Source organism: Agrobacterium deltaense RV3, assembly GCF_900013505.1.
GTDB lineage: Bacteria > Pseudomonadota > Alphaproteobacteria > Rhizobiales > Rhizobiaceae > Agrobacterium > Agrobacterium leguminum.
In genome coordinates this window covers 2,362,877-2,378,376 of record NZ_LT009745.1, presented here as the reverse complement: position 1 = coordinate 2,378,376, position 15,500 = coordinate 2,362,877, and the positions used below count along the sequence as shown (strand labels likewise).

Sequence of the window (15,500 nt, the reverse complement as noted above, 5' to 3'; positions counted from 1 at the left end):
AGCGTGGGGCCTTGGCAATCCTGGATTTCCTCCCGCATCTTCTTCCGCCTCCACGGAATGAAGAAGAATTGCAGAGCATCACAGAAAGCTGTCATCTAACTGACGCTACGCAAGTCCTTGCGCATTTACTCTCTATTAATTTGTATCGGACGTCTACTGTGGCGTGTGGGACGGCTTTGTTTTGCGCCTTTGAAGCTTTCTCCACACCCTCATTCCTGTGACAAGCACAGGAATGAGGGGGGAACTACTGCGACCGCAACGCCTCGTTCCAGCGCTCGATCAGGCGGCTGCGTTTGACCTGATCCAGATAGACCATCAGGCCGGGACTGACGGGCACGGGGCGCAATTGTGCGCCGTGGATGGCCTGCATGGTGTTGGCGGTGTTTTCGCCCGCCACTTCCGGGCTGACGGCGGGGATCTGCAACTGCCGGGCCATGATCGTCTGGCCCTCCTTCGACATAAAGAATTCCAGATAACGGCGGCCGAGCGCCGGGTTGGCGGCGGCTTCCGGCACCAGCCCGATGCGCGACATGACGACGGTATAGTCTTTCGGCAGCACGATGCCGACATCGGGGTGGCGCGAGGCCCAGTCGGCCGCATATGAGCCGAGAATATTATAACCCAGCACGAAACGGCCGTCGGAAACACGTTCCAGAATGGCCGAGGAGGTGGAATAGACCTTCACGCCCGCCGCGCCCATGGCCTTGATGACGTTCCATATATCGCCGAACTGCTCCTGATCGCGCGACATGAACAGGAAACCGACGCCGGAGCGTTCGATGTCGTAGGTGGCGATGCGGCCATGCACTTGCTTGGCGTTGCGTTCGAGATAATCGACGAATTCGGCGCGGCTGGCTGGCGGTTCTTCGGTGGTGAAGCTCGGCTTGTGATAAACGAAAACCGCCGGCTCGAAAGTCAGCGCGTAAGCGGTGTTGCGCCAGTTCGCCCAGGCGGGCCAGCGGGCGCTCATGGCGAGGTCGGAACGCTGGGCATAACCGTCATTGCTCAGCTTCACCTGCAAATCCATGGCGGAGGAAAAGGCGAAATCGGCGGTCTTTTTGCCCGCATCGGTTTCCTTCACGATGCGGTCGTAAATCTCGCCGGTCAGCATATCCTCATAATGGACGGCGATATCGGGATTGGCCTTCTGGAAACCCTCGATCATCGGTGTCGCCAGCGGTTCGTCCAGCGAGGAATAGACCACCAGCGTTTCGGCATCCGCTTTGCCGGAAGGTGCCGGAAAGACGGCGACTTGCGCAAGCGCTGGCGAGGCCGTGCAAAGACAGAGACAGAGGAGAAGGCAGATACGCATGGAAAAGATCATGCAGCAGGCGCTGGCCATTCACAAGCGGTAAGGGTCTGGTTAAACTCGGCAATGCTGTGGGAGGGACGATTTGCGTATTTTGCTGGTCGAGGACAATCAGGTGCTGTCGGAGGGGCTGTCGGCGCTGTTGCGCGGCAGCGGTTATGCCGTGGATGTGGTGTCCGATGGCGCTTCCGCCGATGCGGCGATTGCGGCGGAAAGTTTCGACCTCGTCATTCTCGATCTCAACCTGCCGGAAATGGACGGTATCGAGGTGCTGCGCTCCATGCGTTCGCGCCAGGACAAGGCGGCGGTGCTGATCCTGACGGCGCGCGGCACGCCGGAGGAAAAGGTCAAGGGGCTCGATCTCGGCGCTGACGACTACATGATCAAGCCATTCGATATCACCGAATTCGAGGCGAGGGTGCGCGTGCTGCTGCGCCGCAATGCCGGGCTGCGCTCCTCGGCGCTGAGTTTCGGCAAGGTGCTTTTCGATCTCAATTCCCGCACCTTTTCGGCGGATGGGCGTCCGCTCGATATTCCGGCGCGCGAGGTGGCGCTGCTTGAAGTGCTGTTCATGCGGGCCGGCAAGGTCGTCGCCAAGGAAGCCATCGTTCAGTCGCTGACCGGCTTCGACGACGATATTTCCGCCAATGCCATCGAGCAATATGTCAGCCGCCTGCGCAAGCGGCTCGCGCCGCACGGGTTGACGGTGAAGACGGCGCGCGGCATCGGTTATTATCTCGAAAAACTGCCGGAGATGGCTGAATGAGACAGGCCGCCTATTCGCTCAGGCGGCGTCTTTTAGGCTGGCTTCTCATCTCCACCGCCATTATCGGCTGCGTTGCGCTGACCGATACCTGGCGTGAGGCGGTCAATACCGCCAATGTCGTCTCCGACCGGGTACTATCAGGTTCCGCGCTTGCCATTGCCGAGCGGGTGGTGGTGGCCGAGGACGGCTCGCTGGAAGTCGATATTCCCTATGTGGCGCTGGAAATGCTGACATCGGCCGCACAGGACCGGGTGTTTTACCGTGTCGACGGGCCGAACGGGCAATTCCTGACCGGCTACCAGAACCTGCCGACGGTGGAGAACCCGGCGGGCGATATCCCTGCCTATCGCGATGCCGTGTTCCGCGACGAGCCGATCCGCATCGCTGCGATCCGCCGTTTCGCTTCCACGGGCATCAATTCCGTGCCTTTTTCCGTAACGGTAGCCGAAACCACCATTGCCCGCAGCCAGCTGGCTCAGGCGATCATCCTGCGCTCGGCGCTGCGCCTGCTGTTGATGATTGTGGGGGCGGCGATCATCGTCTGGATCGCGGTGACGATTTCGCTCAGACCGCTTTACCGGCTCAGCGAAGCGATTGCCGAGCGCAGCCCGAACGACCTGCACCCCATCCGCCAATCCGTGCCGGTGGAGGTGGAAAATCTGGTGGAAACGGTCAATTCCTTCATGGTGCGGCTGCAATCGGCGCTCGACGCGCTCCGGCATTTCACCGGCAATGCCAGCCACCAGCTGCGCACGCCGCTTGCCATCATCAGCACGCAGCTTGCGCTTTCCGCCCGCGCCGCGAGCCTTGAGGAAGCGCAGGTGGCGGCACTGAAGGGCGGTGCTTCGGTGGCCCATGCCGAACATATCCTCGCCCAGCTGCTGCGCATGGCCAATATCGATGCCGCCGGCTCCAGCGAAAAACATGATTTTTCCGCAATCGATCTCGTGGCCGTTGCGCAGAATGTGACGGCCGATTTCGTGCCGCGTGCGGCCGAAGCCGGCATCGATCTCGGTTTCGAAGGCGAGGGGGAGGTCGCCATTCTCGCCGAGCCGCTCCTGATCGGCGAACTGATCGGCAATCTCGTTTCCAATGCCATCAACTATGCCGGTCGTGGCGCGGAAGTCACCGTCCGCGTCGGCAAGGAGACGGACGCCGTCTGGCTGGAAGTGGAAGATAACGGCCCCGGCATCCCTCCGGAAAAACGCGCCATGGTGCGCCAGCGCTTTGCCCGCGGCGAAGCTAACGCCGCCCCCGGCGCCGGCCTCGGCCTCGCCATCATCGAAGAGATCGCCGGGCTGTTCGGCGGGCGGCTGACGCTGGAGGATGGCGCGGAGGGGCGTGGGCTGAGGGCGCGGGTGATGTTTGGTGGCGTGGAAAAGGCGCCGTAGCCCGCCGGGTTTATCAGGCGGCTGTGTCTGCAGGCGATTTCGCCACCAGCGAGAGCCTGTAGCCCAGCGCGTCGGCGACCTTGGCAATCGTCGCCAGTTCGGGATTTCCCTCGCCGCTCAGCGCCTTGTACAAGGTCTGGCGGGGAAGGCCGGTTTGCCTCGAAAGGTCAGTCATGCCCTTGGCCCGCGCCACGACGCCCAGCGCATGGGCAAGCTCCTGTGCGTCGCCGCTTTCTGTGGCGTCGGCGATGTAAGCGGCAAGCGCTTCGTCACTATCAAGGTAGCGGGCAGCATCGTAATCGCGTGTCACAAGTGGCATGGTCTCACTCCTTGAGCGCTCTGGCCAGTTTCTTGGCTCTGGCGATGTCGCGGGACTGCGATGCCTTGTCGCCGCCACACAGCAATATGATGACGACATCGCCGTGCCGGACAAAATAGACCCGATATCCGGGTCCAAGGTCTATCCTGAGTTCGCTGACGCCTTCGCCAACCGGTTTCACGTCTCCGGGATTGCCGTCCGCCAGCCGGTAAATGCGCCGTGCTATGCGGGCGCGTGCCTGCACATCGCGCAGACCCGCCAGCCAGTCGGCAAACTCGCTTGTTTCCCGGATCGTGAGCATGGCGCAATGTAAACTGTAGTTGTCATTTCGTCAATGACGAAGGGTTCACCCCATCCGCTCGGAAGCATAACTTCCCGGGCTTGGCGGGAAGACGACGGTGCGGTTGCCGTTGATGAAGGTGCGGTGGTGGATATGGGCGTGGATGGCGCGGGCCAGCACCTGGCTTTCGACATCGCGGCCAAGCGAGACATAGTCGTCGGCGCTCTGCGCATGGGTGATGCGCACCGTGTCCTGCTCGATGATCGGGCCTTCGTCGAGATCGGCGGTGACGTAATGGGCCGTGGCACCGATCAGCTTCACACCGCGCTCATAGGCCTGCTTGTAGGGGTTGGCGCCCTTGAAGCTCGGCAGGAAGGAATGGTGGATGTTGATGATTTTGCCAGACATCTTCCGACACATGTCGTCGGACAGAACCTGCATGTAGCGCGCCAGCACGACGAGTTCCGTGCCGCTGGTCTCGATCAGGTCCATTAGCTGAGCTTCGGCTTTGGGTTTATTCTCCTTCGTCACCTTGATGTGGTGGAAGGGAATGTCGTGGTTGACGACGACCTTCTGGTAATCGAAATGGTTGGAGACGACGCCGACGATGTCGATCGGCAATGCGCCGATCTTCCAGCGATAGAGCAGGTCGTTGAGGCAATGGCCGAAACGGGAGACCATCAACAGCGTCTTCATGCGCTGGCCGTCCGGATAGATATCCGCCTCCATACCGAATTTTTCCGCCACCGGCTTGAAGCCGTCGGTGATGGCCTCAAGGGTGGCGCCTTCTTCGGAGATGAAGGAGACGCGCATGAAGAACTTGCCGGTCTCGAGGTCGTCGAACTGCGAACTGTCGACGATGTTGCAGCCTTTTTCCGCCAGATAACCGGAAATCGCAGCCACAATGCCACGGGTCGATTTGCAGGCTACGGTCAGAACATAGGATGTCATTCGTTTTCCCTCAAAGACGTCGCGCCGGCATCAACCGGCGCAGTTTGGCGCGTTCCATAGCGCAGCTCCGCGGCGGAGCAAAGCGTCAAGACGAACGCAGCCAAAGTCATAGGGCGGGAAAGGGCAGCGCGCCGTGCCGGAAGCGACATGGAATGTTCCATGGCCAGCACCGTTTGGGCCAGTACGGCGACGCAGGGTGTTGCGGCAGGTTGCCGGCCTCAGGCGCGGCGCAGGCGCATCGCCGTGCGGCCGCGGCCGTCGAGCAGTTCGAGCGTGCCCCGGCGCGGCTCCAGCCTGAACGAGCGGGCGCCTTCCAACGCTTCGATGAACTGCCGTTCCTGGCGCATGATGTCAGGCGCGCAGGCCATCTGGGTGGAAATCATCCGGCCGAAATCGATGCGGTTGCGGCTGATCTTCACCTCGCCACCGATGCCGTTGCAACCGGCATTGCCGGAAACGCGGCCCTCGCGGGTAATTTCCAGCGTCGCCTGACGGCGGCCGCGAACCCGCTCGCCACGGATGTCCTGCACCAGCCAGCGCCCGTCGATACCGGCTTCCGGCTCCGGCCGACCCGGACCCGCGCCGACGCGCTCAAGTACGAGGTCGGTATCGTCGCGACCGCCGGTCAGCACCGAATAACGGCGCGTGGTGGTGAAGAGCAGCCGGTCGCGGTCGCGGATTTCGGCGCTCAACGCATAGGAGCGGCGGCCACGGATGTCTCGGTCATCATAACGCAGCACGAAGGGTACGGGCACCTGGCCACGGGGGCGAATGGTGGTTTCGGCAATCGTCTGCGAGGGCGCATCCGCAAGCGAAACGTCGATCAGACGCACCGTAACGGTCGCGCCCGGCGGCAGGGCGATGCGTTCACGATAGGAAACGCTGCCGCGCAGGCTTGCAGGTGCGGCAGCCGCGCCGCCCGCTGCAAAAAGCGGCGCAAGCGCAACAAGCCCGGCGAAACTGCGGCGCGAAAGAAGAGGTTGGCGGTCGGTCATGGTGCTTGCTCCGTGCTGGTGCCGTTCGAATTTCAGCGGATGATAAAAAACGGCACTGAACGGGCGATGAACCGAAGGGGGCTGCCTGTCGCCTTCAGACTTCGCCCGCGGCATCATTCGCGACGGCAGAGGGGCCATGCCTGTATTCGAGAAGGTCGCCGGGCTGGCAGTCCAGCACGTCGCAAATCTTTTCGAGGGTCTCGAAGCGCACGCCTTTCGCCCTTCCGGCTTTCAGGATCGAGAGGTTCTGTTCGGTAATGCCGATACGCGCTGCGAGTTCCTTTGATCGCATCTTCCGTTTTGCAAGCATGACATCCAGATTGACGATGATCGGCACGGGCGTTTCCTAGATGAATTCGCGGTTTTCATCGGCGATGCGCGTCGCTTCTCCCAGCACCCAGCCAACGACGATCATTAGCCCGCCCGCAAAGCCTACGAGCATCTGCGTGCTCTCAAAAGAAAAGGAAATGCTCGGAACAGGATTGCCCATCGTCAGCAGAAAGGAAGCGAAGCCGGTCATGATGATCTGCGCCGGCAGAATGGCGACGAGCGCTACGCCAATGTGTATTATCGCTTTACCGGAGGCCGGCATAAAGACTTCGCCCCTTTCGAAAAGGCGGAACAGATGGATGGCGAACCAGAGGGCGCAAAGCGCGGCCACAAGCGGCAGAAGCCCGATGATAAAACCCGTAACACGAACCAAGTCCGTCAGGCGGTAAGGGGTGGCGGGCGGCAGGATCTGGTCTTCGATCACCGTCCGCAGGGTTTCCGCATCAGCCCATATGGCGGCGTAACCGGCCACGAGAAGGCCTGCGAGCAGGAAGGCGAGCCAAATCAGGATACGGCTGACACGGCCGATGCGGCGGCTGACGGATGGGTCTGTCATCAGTGATCCCGAAGTTCCTGTTCTTTCAATTCATGTAAGGCGATAAATTTATAACGTCAATCGAGTCAGATACCGGCGGGCTGCACGCTGCATCCCACCGGCACAGATAAAGGCAAAGGCAAAGATGTCAGGGGGCTTCCATATCGATATTGGCGATCTGACCCCGCGCGTTGAGAATGAGCGACCAGAGCATCTGGCCTTTTTCGAAAGTGACCTTGAATTTGTGAAGGTCACCCGCCTCGGTCGCCTGTCTTCCGAGATATTGCATTGCCGTTACCTTGCCACGGCGTTTGATTTCGCCAGAAACCGCTCCGGCATTGGCCCGGACATCGGCGACAATGTCATCTTCGAAGCGCGAGAGATTGACGTTGCCGCTACGCGCCTCCTCCAGAACGGTTCTGAGAGTACGTTCTGCCGCGACAGGGTCCTGACCGCCCGCTGCCTGCGCGGGGAGTAAGACGAGGCAGGTCTGCAGCAACACGCTCGCCATGGCGGCGGTGAATAATTTCTTCATCATCGAAATTCCTTTTTCAAATGACGGCTGGATCGGCCGACGGCGGCCAATCTCGATCAAGAATATCGATTTTACAAGATTTTTTATCGTTAAACGATAATTATTTGCTCCGAAACGGGTTTCTCACATCGTTGGATAACGCCCGAAGGAAGGGCTGCCACTCTCGATGTGGCAGCCCTGTGCCTACTCAGCCGCGGAAACCGTCCCGCAGCGCTTCGAACTTCGCCAGCTGCCCGGCCAGCAGTTCCTTGTTCTCGTCGCGGCGGACGAAAATCTTGAACATGGCGTTGCCGGCGGCGTTCATGAACCAGACGGAACAGGAGCGGCGGCCGTGGAAGCCGCGATCGACGAAGGTGATGCCGGCGCAATTGTCCTTCTTGATGTGACCGCCGATGGGGCTGTCGCCGTGGATGTTGAACCAGCCGTGGCTTTCGCTGCCTTCCGGCAGGTGGCCCGGCACTTCGAACACGATATCGCCGGTCTGCACGATCATCAGGACTTCGCCCCAGCCGCGCATCTCGTTCCAGATGGCGTCGAAGCGGTCGGCGGCAGCGGAAACGGCGGCACCTTCCGGCAGGATCGCCAGAATTTCGGCCGGCGTCACCTCGGCCTTGGCGGCGATGGCCTCCACGATGCCATCGGGCTTTTCGGCGAGCGCAGCGGCGGCGCGGGCCTGCCTGTCGTCGTCGGTCTTTTGGGCTGCAATGCTCATCGGGCGGCCTCAGGCGGCAATCGAACGGCGTTCGCCATTCTTGTCTTCATGGATGATGACGTCGAAGCCTTCGAAATGCGGGCCGGAGAGATATTCCACCTTGCCGCGGTTTTCGCCGGCCTTGGCGTGGGCGGCGCGGAACTGTTCGGATTTCGTCCAGGCGAGGAAATCGTCCTTGGTGGCCCAGACGGTGTGCGAGGCATAAAGCGTGTGGTCATCTGCCTTCGGGCCTTTCAGCATGTGAAATTCGATGTAGCCCGGCAATTCGCTCAGATGCGATTTGCGCTCGCGCCAGATGGATTCGAAGGTTTCTTCATAACCCGGAACGACACGAAAACGGTTCATTGCGATAAACATGAAATTCTCCCTTTAAGTTTCCAGTTTGAGTCAGGATATCCAGCCGCGGGGAGGTTGGAAAGGGGTTCACGACAAAGCGAACAAATTTACTCCACTTATCGATTGCGCCGCCCATAAACATGTGTAAAGAACTCAAGATTAATTGGCGCAGGGAAAGCCGCGCCGGGTCGTGTTTCAGGATAGCGCCATGTTGAATTCCCGCCTTCGTTCCTTCGTTTTCGCCGCTCTCGTGCCCGCCGCAATCGCCTTTGCCGCACCTGCCGCCATGGCTTCGGATAAGGGCAATCCGGAAGCGAAACGCATCGTCGCGGTGGGCGGCACGGTCACCGAAATCCTTTATGCGCTGGGCGCAGGAGACCGCGTCGTTGCGCGTGACAGCACCAGCAGCTATCCGGCCGATGCATTTGCCAAGCCGGATATCGGTTACATGCGGGCGCTCTCGTCGGAAGGCATCCTGTCGCAGAAGCCCGATCTCATCCTCTCCGAAGACGGGTCCGGCCCGGCCGATGTCATCGCCATCCTGAAGGCGAGTGCGGTGCCTTTCGTCACCGTCGATACGCCGCCGAGCGGCGACGCCATCCCCAAAAAGATCGAGGATGTCGGCGCGGCGGTCGGGCTTTCTGACAAGGCGAAGGCGCTGGCTGCCGAGACCAAGGCCGGGCTCGATGCGCTCGCCAAAGATGTCGCCGCCGTGCCGGAAAAGGGCAGAAAGCGGGTTCTCTTCGTGCTTTCCACCGCCGGCGGCCGCATCATGGCGGCGGGCAAGGATACCGAAGCGGCCGCGATCATCGAAATGGCGGGCGGCATCAATGCGGCGCAGGAGATCAATGGTTACAAGCCGCTGACGGATGAGGCGGTCATTGCCGCGGCACCCGATTTGGTGCTGACCATGGCGCGCGGCGATCATGCCGCAAAGGCGGAAGAGATCTTCGCGCTGCCGGCCTTCCAGTCCACGCCTGCCGCCGCCAGCAAGGCGCTCATCAGCATGGATGGGCTTTATCTCATCGGTTTTGGCCCGCGCACGCCCGCTGCGGGCCGCGAGCTGGCAGCTAAGCTCTATCCTGAGGTGGTGAAGCCGTGAGCCTTGCCGCCTTGAGTTCCGCTGAAGGCAGGGTTGCGGGAGACAGATCCCGCCAGGGGGTCGTCACTCTTGCCGTGCTCGTCGGCATCCTGCTGTTTGCCTGTGGCGTGTCGCTGGTCAGCGGACCCACGGGCGTCGGCATGTCCGAACTCTGGGCCTATTTCACCGGCGGTGCCGATCAGCTCGATGCGCGGGACAGGGTCATTCTCGAGGCGGTTCGTCTGCCGCGCACGGCGCTCGGCATGTTGATCGGCGCGGGACTTGCCGTTTCGGGGGCGATGATGCAGGGCCTGTTCCGCAATCCGCTGGCCGATCCCGGCATTGTCGGTGTCACCTCGGGTGCGGCGCTGTTCGCGGTCGCGGCCATTTCTCTCGGGGAAGGCGCGCTTGCCACCGTCGCCGTGTTTTTCGGCCCGCATTTTCTGCCGCTGATGGCGTTTTTCGGCGGGTTGCTGAACACCTGGGTGCTTTACCTGATCGCGACGAAGGACGGCGCCACCTCCACCACCACGCTCATTCTGGCCGGCATTGCGGTGGCGGCGATCAGCGCTGCGCTGATGGGGCTGATGATTTTCATGGCCGATGACCGGGCGCTGCGCGACATTACCTTCTGGTCGCTCGGTTCGCTCGGCGGGGCCACGCCCGCCAAGGTGCTCGCCACCTTGCCCTTCATCGTCATCGTGCTCGCCATCATTCCCTTCGTCGCGCGCGGGCTGGATGCGCTCATTCTCGGCGATGCCGCTGCCTTTCACATGGGCATTCCGGTGCAGCGGCTGAAGCGGATCGTCATTCTGGCCGTTGCCGCCGCCTGCGGGGCAAGCGTGGCGGCGGCCGGCTCCATCGGTTTTGTCGGCATCGTCGTGCCGCATCTTCTGCGGCTCGCCATCGGCCCGTCGCACCGCTTCCTGCTGCCGGCATCGGCGCTTGGCGGGGCGGCGCTTCTGCTTCTGGCCGATAGTTTCGCCCGCACCGTCGCGTCGCCGGCGGAACTGCCCATCGGCGTCGTCACGGCGCTCATCGGTGCGCCGGTCTTCCTGTTCCTGCTATTGGGACGCGGCGGTTTTTCCATGCGGAACATGTCATGATCCGGGCCGAAAACCTCACCCTCATCCGCTCCGGCCGCCGGCTTCTCGATGCGGTCAGCGTCGATCTGAAGCCCGGCAAGGTCAATGTCATCATCGGCCCCAACGGTGCGGGCAAATCCACGCTGATGAAGGTTCTCTCGGGCGAAATGCGCGCCGAGGGCGGTTCGGTGACCTATAACGACATCGACCTGCCGGCCTTCACGCCGGTCCAGCTCGCCCGTCTCAGGGCGGTGCTGCCGCAGAGCACCCAGCTTGCTTTCCCCTTCACCGCGCTCGAAATCGTGCGGATGGGGGCTGTCGCACAGGGGTCTCGCGCGCCGGAAGAGCAGGCCCGCCGCGCGCTCGCCAAGGCCGGGCTGCGCGGTTTCGAGCAGCGGTCCTACAACATGCTCTCCGGCGGAGAACAGCAGCGGGTGCAGTTTGCCCGGGCGCTGGCGCAGGTGCCGAACCCGATGGAAAATGGCGAGGCGCGGGCGCTCTTCCTCGACGAGCCTACCGCAAGTCTCGATATCGGCCACCAGATCGCGGTGCTGGAAACGGCGCGCGACTTTGCAAGCGGCGGCGGGCTGGTGCTCGCCATCCTGCACGACCTCAACCTTGCGGCGGAATTTGCCGATCAACTTATCGTCATGCATGGCGGCCGGGTGACGGCGAGCGGCCCCTCGCTGGAAACGATCAGCGACGAGACGATTGCAAGGGTCTATGGCATTGGCGGTGTCGTCGGCCGGCTGCCGGCACGGCATATTCCTTACGTGCTGCCGCAGTCGCGCCACCGTTAAGGACCTGTCCTTCGCCTCAGCTTTCCGGGCGGGTGGCGATGAAGAGCGCAGAGCCGAGCATGACGGCGGCGACGATGGCCGCGCGCAGCGGCGGCGGCTCGCTCAGAAACCAGAAAGCGGCGTAACTGACGGACATGGCAGAAAGCGCTGCGACCTTGGCATTGCGGGCGATTGCGCCGCGTTCGCGCCATCGCCGCAGCGAAGGGCCGAATCTGGGGTGGGTCAGCAGCCATGCCTCGAGTTTTGGCGAGGAGCGGGAAAAACACCAGAGCGCCAGAAGCAGGAACGGCGTGGTGGGCAAGACGGGAAGAAATGCGCCGACAATGCCGGTCGCGACCATAAGCCAGCCAAGACAGAGGTATAAAAGGCGCATGCCTAGCCGGTATCATGAGTTCACCACTCAGGATAGAGCGGCAGAGCCAAAACCATGCGGTCTCGTTGCCGCAGGTCCCAACCGCACCGGAAAAACCAGGGGGTTTTTGCCATCACATTTGCCGTGATCGGGCCGTTACGTCCTGTCGCAGAGCGCCTTTAGGGTTGAAAGCGAAGCACACTGTCTTTATCCCCTTGGCCGCGATGCCCGGAGCATAACCGGGCCGTCAACAGGAAGAAGAAGGAAAACACCATGGCCAAGCTGATCCACTCGATGGTCCGGGTGCTGGACGAAAAGCGTTCGGTGGAATTTTACAAACAGGCTTTCGGGCTTGAGGTTGCGGAACGCGCCGAGTTCGAAAACTTCACGCTGATCTATCTCAGCAACGCCGAGGGCGATTTCGAGCTGGAACTGACCGTCAACCGGGGTCGCGAAGTGCCCTATGCGCTGGGCGATGGTTATGGTCACCTTGCGGTCAGCGTGGCCGATGTGGATGGCGAGCACCAGCGCTTCACCGAGATCGGCCTTTCCCCGGGAAAAATCATCGAAGCCGATTATAAGGGCCAGCCTTTCGCGAAATACTTTTTCATCTGCGATCCGGACGGTTACAAGATCGAAGTGCTGCAACGCGGTAACCGGTTCAAATAAACGCGATTATGGGAGAGGCGGGCATGGCAGAGGCAGGCGTCAAACTCGAGGATAGCTGGAAACGCGTTCTTTCCGGTGAATTCGCCAGCCCCTATATGCTGAAGCTGAAAGAGTTCCTGCTTGCCGAAAAGACCGCCGGCAAGCGCATCTTTCCGAAGGGTGCGGAATATTTCCGGGCGCTGGATCTCACGCCTCTCGATGAGGTCAAGGTCGTCATTTTAGGCCAGGACCCCTATCACGGGCTCGGTCAGGCGCATGGGCTGTGCTTTTCCGTCCAGCCCGGCGTGCGCATTCCGCCTTCGCTCGTCAATATCTACAAGGAATTGCAGAGCGATCTCGGCATTCGCCCGGTAGGTCACGGCTTTCTGGAAAGCTGGGCGAAACAGGGCGTGCTATTGCTCAACAGCGTGCTGACGGTGGAGGAATCCCGCGCCGCCTCGCATCAGGGGCAGGGCTGGGAAAAATTCACCGACGCCGTGATCCGCGCCGTCAACGACGAATGCGACCATGTCGTCTTCCTGCTCTGGGGTTCCTATGCCCAGAAGAAGGCGGCCTTCGTGGATCAGCGCAAGCATCTCGTGCTGCGCTCGCCGCATCCGTCCCCACTTTCGGCCCATAACGGCTTTTTCGGCAACGGCCATTTTTCCAAGGCAAACGCCTTTCTCGCCTCCCATGGCCGCCAGCCGATCGACTGGCAATTGCCGGAAACGGTGGGAAGCGACAAAAACCTTCTCTAGACACTCATAAAATACCTTTACGCTTTGCGGTTGTCGGGATTAAAGATAACCGGACTACGAAGTGAAGGATTATGCCCGTGTCTCTCCTGTCTGCCGAAACCTCCGTCTCGCTGCCCGATCCGCTGTCGATCGTCGATGCCTTCGAGGATCATTTTTCCGAGCATATGGAGATGGACCGCGAAGGTGCTACGGTGCGGTTCAAGACGGAATACGGCCATGGCAGCTTCAGCGCCGAGGGCGGGCGTTTCGCCGCAAGGGTGAGCTGCATTTCCGAACATATATTGATGTCGGTAAAGGCGATGGTCGCCGAGCATATCGTCGAATTCTCCGGCGAGACGGGGCTCGATTTCCGCTGGAGCGGCCATGGCGCGGAGCAGCGTGAACTGCCCAATCTTTTCGTCGGCAAGGTTGCCCGCGCTTATAATCTGACGCCGCATATGCGCCGGCTGGTGGTTTCCATCGAAAGCGGCATCGAAAGGCTGCTGACCGGCGGCATGCATGTGCGCCTGCTTCTGGTGCCGGATCAGGCCCGCGCGCCGGTCTGGCCTTATCTTGCGCCCACCGGCGCCATCGTCTGGCCGGCGGGCGACGATCTTCTCACACGGCGTGTCTACACCATCCGTTCCGGCGATATCGCGCGCGGTGAAGTCGATATCGACTTCGTCATGCATGAGGGCGACCATATGCCGGGCGCAACCTTCGGCGCGACGGCGAAGCCCGGCGATGTTCTCGGCATCATCGGCCCGAGCGGTGTCTGCCCGGAAGCCGAGCGTTATGTCTTTGCCGGTGACGAAACGGCGCTGCCGGTGATGCTGCGCATGGCCGCCGAAATGCCGGCCGGCAAAAAACTCAGCGTCTATGCCGAGATTGACGATGAAGCCGAGCGGCAGGAGATCGTCTGCGCGGCAAATGTCGAGTGGACATGGCTTTATCGCCGCGGCAAGCCCGCCGGCACCGCGGGCCTCATCGAAAAGGCGCTGCGCGACCATGGCTGGAGCGCGGATCATGACGGCCTGCATGTCTTTGTCGCCTGCGAAAAATCCGAGGCGAGGGCGGCAAAATCCTTCCTCACCGACGAGGTAGCTTTCCCGAAAGCATCGCTGCGCGCTGTCGGCTACTGGACCTTGGGCGTCGCCGACGATCATTGAGCTGCCTTATCGGGCCCGTTGAACAGTCGGTTTTATCGTTCATCATTCGGGAACAATCCGTTCCCGTTGTCCACTCTATGCCTGAGAGCGCTGTTACCCCATCTTTACGCCATGAACAGGGCAGGCCCCAACCGTGAGGCCCGCCAGGCAAAAGGGGTTTATCATGCTCAACCAGATCAAGGGCCTGCACCACGTCACGTCCATGGCGGCGAGCGCGCGCCAGAACAACAGTTTTTTCACCGATACGCTTGGCCTGCGCCGGGTGAAGAAGACGGTCAATTTCGACGCGCCTGACGTCTATCATCTCTATTATGGCGATGAAGTCGGCACGCCCGGCTCCGTCATGACTTACTTTCCGTTCCCGCATATCGCCCGCGGCCGTCCCGGCACCGGTGAGGTGGGCACGACGCTGTTTTCCGTTCCGGAAGGATCGCTCGGCTACTGGCAGGACCGTCTTTCCAAGGCCGGCGTGGATGGCCTGAAGGCCGATGAAGCCTTCGGCAACAAGCGTCTGCATTTCGCAGGTCCCGATGGCGACGGTTTTGCGCTGGTCGAGGTCAGGGATGACAACCGTGCGCAGTGGATCGGCAATGGCGTCGGCGCGGATCAGGCGATCCATGGTTTTCAGGGCGCCTCGCTGCGTCTTCGCGATGAAGGTGCGACGGCCGAGCTTTTGAAATTCATGGGCTATCAGGAAGTGGACCGTCAGGATGGCGTTCTGCGCCTCGGTATTCCCGGCGGCAACGGTGCCGACTTCATCGACATCGAAACCATGCCGAATATTTCTGGCGCGCGGCTGGGTGCGGGGTCCGTGCACCACATCGCCTTTGCGGTCGAAAACCGTGAAAAGCAGCTGGAGGTGCGCAAGGCGCTGATGGATACCGGCTATCAGGTGACGCCGGTGATCGACCGCGATTATTTCTGGGCGATCTATTTCCGCACGCCGGGCGGGGTGCTGTTCGAAGTGGCCACCAACGAACCCGGTTTCGACCGGGACGAGGACACCGCCCATCTCGGCGAGGCGCTGAAGCTGCCGACCCAGCACGCGCATCTGCGCTCCGTGCTTGAAGAGCATCTGGAGCCGCTGGGGGACGAGAAGGAGGCTTAACCTCTCGATAGCGCTTGGCAGGACGTTGCGACCTGCTTCTTCTCCCCGCCGGGGAGAAGAC

General features: G+C 61.5%; 20 protein-coding genes. 9 read left to right on the top strand and 11 right to left on the bottom strand.

All coding sequences use genetic code 11. The features are described 5' to 3' along the window. Positions 1–244 precede the first annotated feature (244 nt). Positions 245–1,312 (bottom strand): ABC transporter substrate-binding protein, encoded by a 1,068-nt coding sequence (locus AGR7B_RS12050; RefSeq protein ID WP_425321148.1) that lies wholly within the window; start codon positions 1,310–1,312, stop codon positions 245–247. Positions 1,313–1,394: 82 nt separating this feature from the next. On the opposite strand from AGR7B_RS12050, the gene AGR7B_RS12045 reads away from it, so the two are divergent. Together AGR7B_RS12045 and AGR7B_RS12040 are read left to right on the top strand one after the other, a co-directional pair. After that, the gene (locus AGR7B_RS12045) at positions 1,395–2,075 is read left to right on the top strand and encodes a response regulator (protein WP_003491888.1); all 681 of its coding nucleotides are present in this window, start codon (positions 1,395–1,397) and stop codon (positions 2,073–2,075) included. Further along, positions 2,072–3,466 carry a sensor histidine kinase gene (locus tag AGR7B_RS12040; RefSeq protein ID WP_080856733.1) on the top strand — a complete coding sequence of 465 codons (1,395 nt, stop codon included), beginning with the start codon at positions 2,072–2,074 and terminating at the stop codon, positions 3,464–3,466. Before AGR7B_RS12045 ends, AGR7B_RS12040 begins: the two co-directional genes overlap by 4 nt. A 13-nt stretch (positions 3,467–3,479) precedes the next feature. Here the strand turns inward: AGR7B_RS12040 and AGR7B_RS12035 are convergent, their stop codons facing one another. From AGR7B_RS12035 to hmuQ, 9 genes are all read right to left on the bottom strand, one after another. Continuing rightward, complete coding sequence (locus AGR7B_RS12035) at positions 3,480–3,785, bottom strand: addiction module antidote protein (protein WP_026363923.1); 306 nt, start codon at positions 3,783–3,785, stop codon at positions 3,480–3,482. Between the two features lie 4 nt (positions 3,786–3,789). Continuing rightward, complete coding sequence (locus AGR7B_RS12030; protein WP_035263680.1) at positions 3,790–4,086, bottom strand: type II toxin-antitoxin system RelE/ParE family toxin; 297 nt, start codon at positions 4,084–4,086, stop codon at positions 3,790–3,792. A 45-nt stretch (positions 4,087–4,131) separates the two neighbouring features. Next, the gene (gene purU / locus AGR7B_RS12025; protein WP_065655552.1) at positions 4,132–5,016 is read right to left on the bottom strand and encodes a formyltetrahydrofolate deformylase; all 885 of its coding nucleotides are present in this window, start codon (positions 5,014–5,016) and stop codon (positions 4,132–4,134) included. A gap of 218 nt (positions 5,017–5,234) precedes the next feature. After that, positions 5,235–6,011: a YbaY family lipoprotein gene (locus AGR7B_RS12020; protein ID WP_078051920.1), complete on the bottom strand. Its 777-nt coding sequence runs from the start codon at positions 6,009–6,011 to the stop codon at positions 5,235–5,237. A 94-nt stretch (positions 6,012–6,105) separates the two neighbouring features. Then, entirely contained in the window at positions 6,106–6,348 is a 243-nt protein-coding gene (locus AGR7B_RS12015; RefSeq protein WP_078051666.1) for a helix-turn-helix domain-containing protein, read from the bottom strand. A 9-nt stretch (positions 6,349–6,357) separates the two neighbouring features. Further along, the gene (locus tag AGR7B_RS12010) at positions 6,358–6,897 is read right to left on the bottom strand and encodes a DUF2975 domain-containing protein (RefSeq protein ID WP_078051667.1); all 540 of its coding nucleotides are present in this window, start codon (positions 6,895–6,897) and stop codon (positions 6,358–6,360) included. Positions 6,898–7,024: 127 nt separating this feature from the next. Next, complete coding sequence (locus tag AGR7B_RS12005) at positions 7,025–7,414, bottom strand: hypothetical protein (RefSeq protein WP_245317703.1); 390 nt, start codon at positions 7,412–7,414, stop codon at positions 7,025–7,027. Between the two features lie 184 nt (positions 7,415–7,598). Continuing rightward, a complete protein-coding gene (gene hutX, locus AGR7B_RS12000) occupies positions 7,599–8,123 on the bottom strand; it encodes a heme utilization cystosolic carrier protein HutX (protein WP_080856731.1) in 525 nt (174 codons plus the stop codon). Positions 8,124–8,132: 9 nt separating this feature from the next. After that, a complete protein-coding gene (gene hmuQ / locus AGR7B_RS11995; protein ID WP_003522597.1) occupies positions 8,133–8,480 on the bottom strand; it encodes a heme-degrading protein HmuQ in 348 nt (115 codons plus the stop codon). Positions 8,481–8,667: 187 nt separating this feature from the next. On the opposite strand from hmuQ, the gene AGR7B_RS11990 reads away from it, so the two are divergent. Genes AGR7B_RS11990 through AGR7B_RS11980 form a run of 3 tightly spaced genes read left to right on the top strand, consistent with a single transcriptional unit; the run spans position 8,668 to position 11,425 of the window. Further along, positions 8,668–9,561, top strand: coding sequence for a heme/hemin ABC transporter substrate-binding protein (locus AGR7B_RS11990; RefSeq protein WP_080857084.1), 894 nt, complete (start codon positions 8,668–8,670; stop codon positions 9,559–9,561). Next, a complete protein-coding gene (locus AGR7B_RS11985; RefSeq protein WP_080850954.1) occupies positions 9,558–10,646 on the top strand; it encodes a FecCD family ABC transporter permease in 1,089 nt (362 codons plus the stop codon). Before AGR7B_RS11990 ends, AGR7B_RS11985 begins: the two co-directional genes overlap by 4 nt. Further along, positions 10,643–11,425: a heme ABC transporter ATP-binding protein gene (locus tag AGR7B_RS11980; protein ID WP_078051670.1), complete on the top strand. Its 783-nt coding sequence runs from the start codon at positions 10,643–10,645 to the stop codon at positions 11,423–11,425. Before AGR7B_RS11985 ends, AGR7B_RS11980 begins: the two co-directional genes overlap by 4 nt. A gap of 16 nt (positions 11,426–11,441) precedes the next feature. Here AGR7B_RS11980 and AGR7B_RS11975 read toward each other — a convergent pair whose 3' ends face one another. Then, on the bottom strand, positions 11,442–11,798 hold the full coding sequence (locus tag AGR7B_RS11975) for a YbaN family protein (RefSeq protein WP_080856730.1): 357 nt from the start codon (positions 11,796–11,798) through the stop codon (positions 11,442–11,444). A gap of 252 nt (positions 11,799–12,050) precedes the next feature. Here AGR7B_RS11975 and AGR7B_RS11970 point away from each other — a divergent pair, with 252 nt between their 5' ends. From AGR7B_RS11970 to AGR7B_RS11955, 4 genes are all read left to right on the top strand, one after another. Next, positions 12,051–12,446, top strand: a complete 396-nt coding sequence (locus AGR7B_RS11970; protein WP_003522591.1) for a VOC family protein — start codon at positions 12,051–12,053, stop codon at positions 12,444–12,446. Positions 12,447–12,469: 23 nt separating this feature from the next. Further along, positions 12,470–13,183: a uracil-DNA glycosylase gene (gene ung / locus AGR7B_RS11965; RefSeq protein WP_065655545.1), complete on the top strand. Its 714-nt coding sequence runs from the start codon at positions 12,470–12,472 to the stop codon at positions 13,181–13,183. Between the two features lie 71 nt (positions 13,184–13,254). Beyond that, positions 13,255–14,331 (top strand): siderophore-interacting protein, encoded by a 1,077-nt coding sequence (locus AGR7B_RS11960; protein WP_080856729.1) that lies wholly within the window; start codon positions 13,255–13,257, stop codon positions 14,329–14,331. A 163-nt stretch (positions 14,332–14,494) separates the two neighbouring features. Continuing rightward, positions 14,495–15,439, top strand: coding sequence for a VOC family protein (locus AGR7B_RS11955; protein WP_080856728.1), 945 nt, complete (start codon positions 14,495–14,497; stop codon positions 15,437–15,439). The last annotated feature ends 61 nt before the right edge of the window (positions 15,440–15,500 follow it).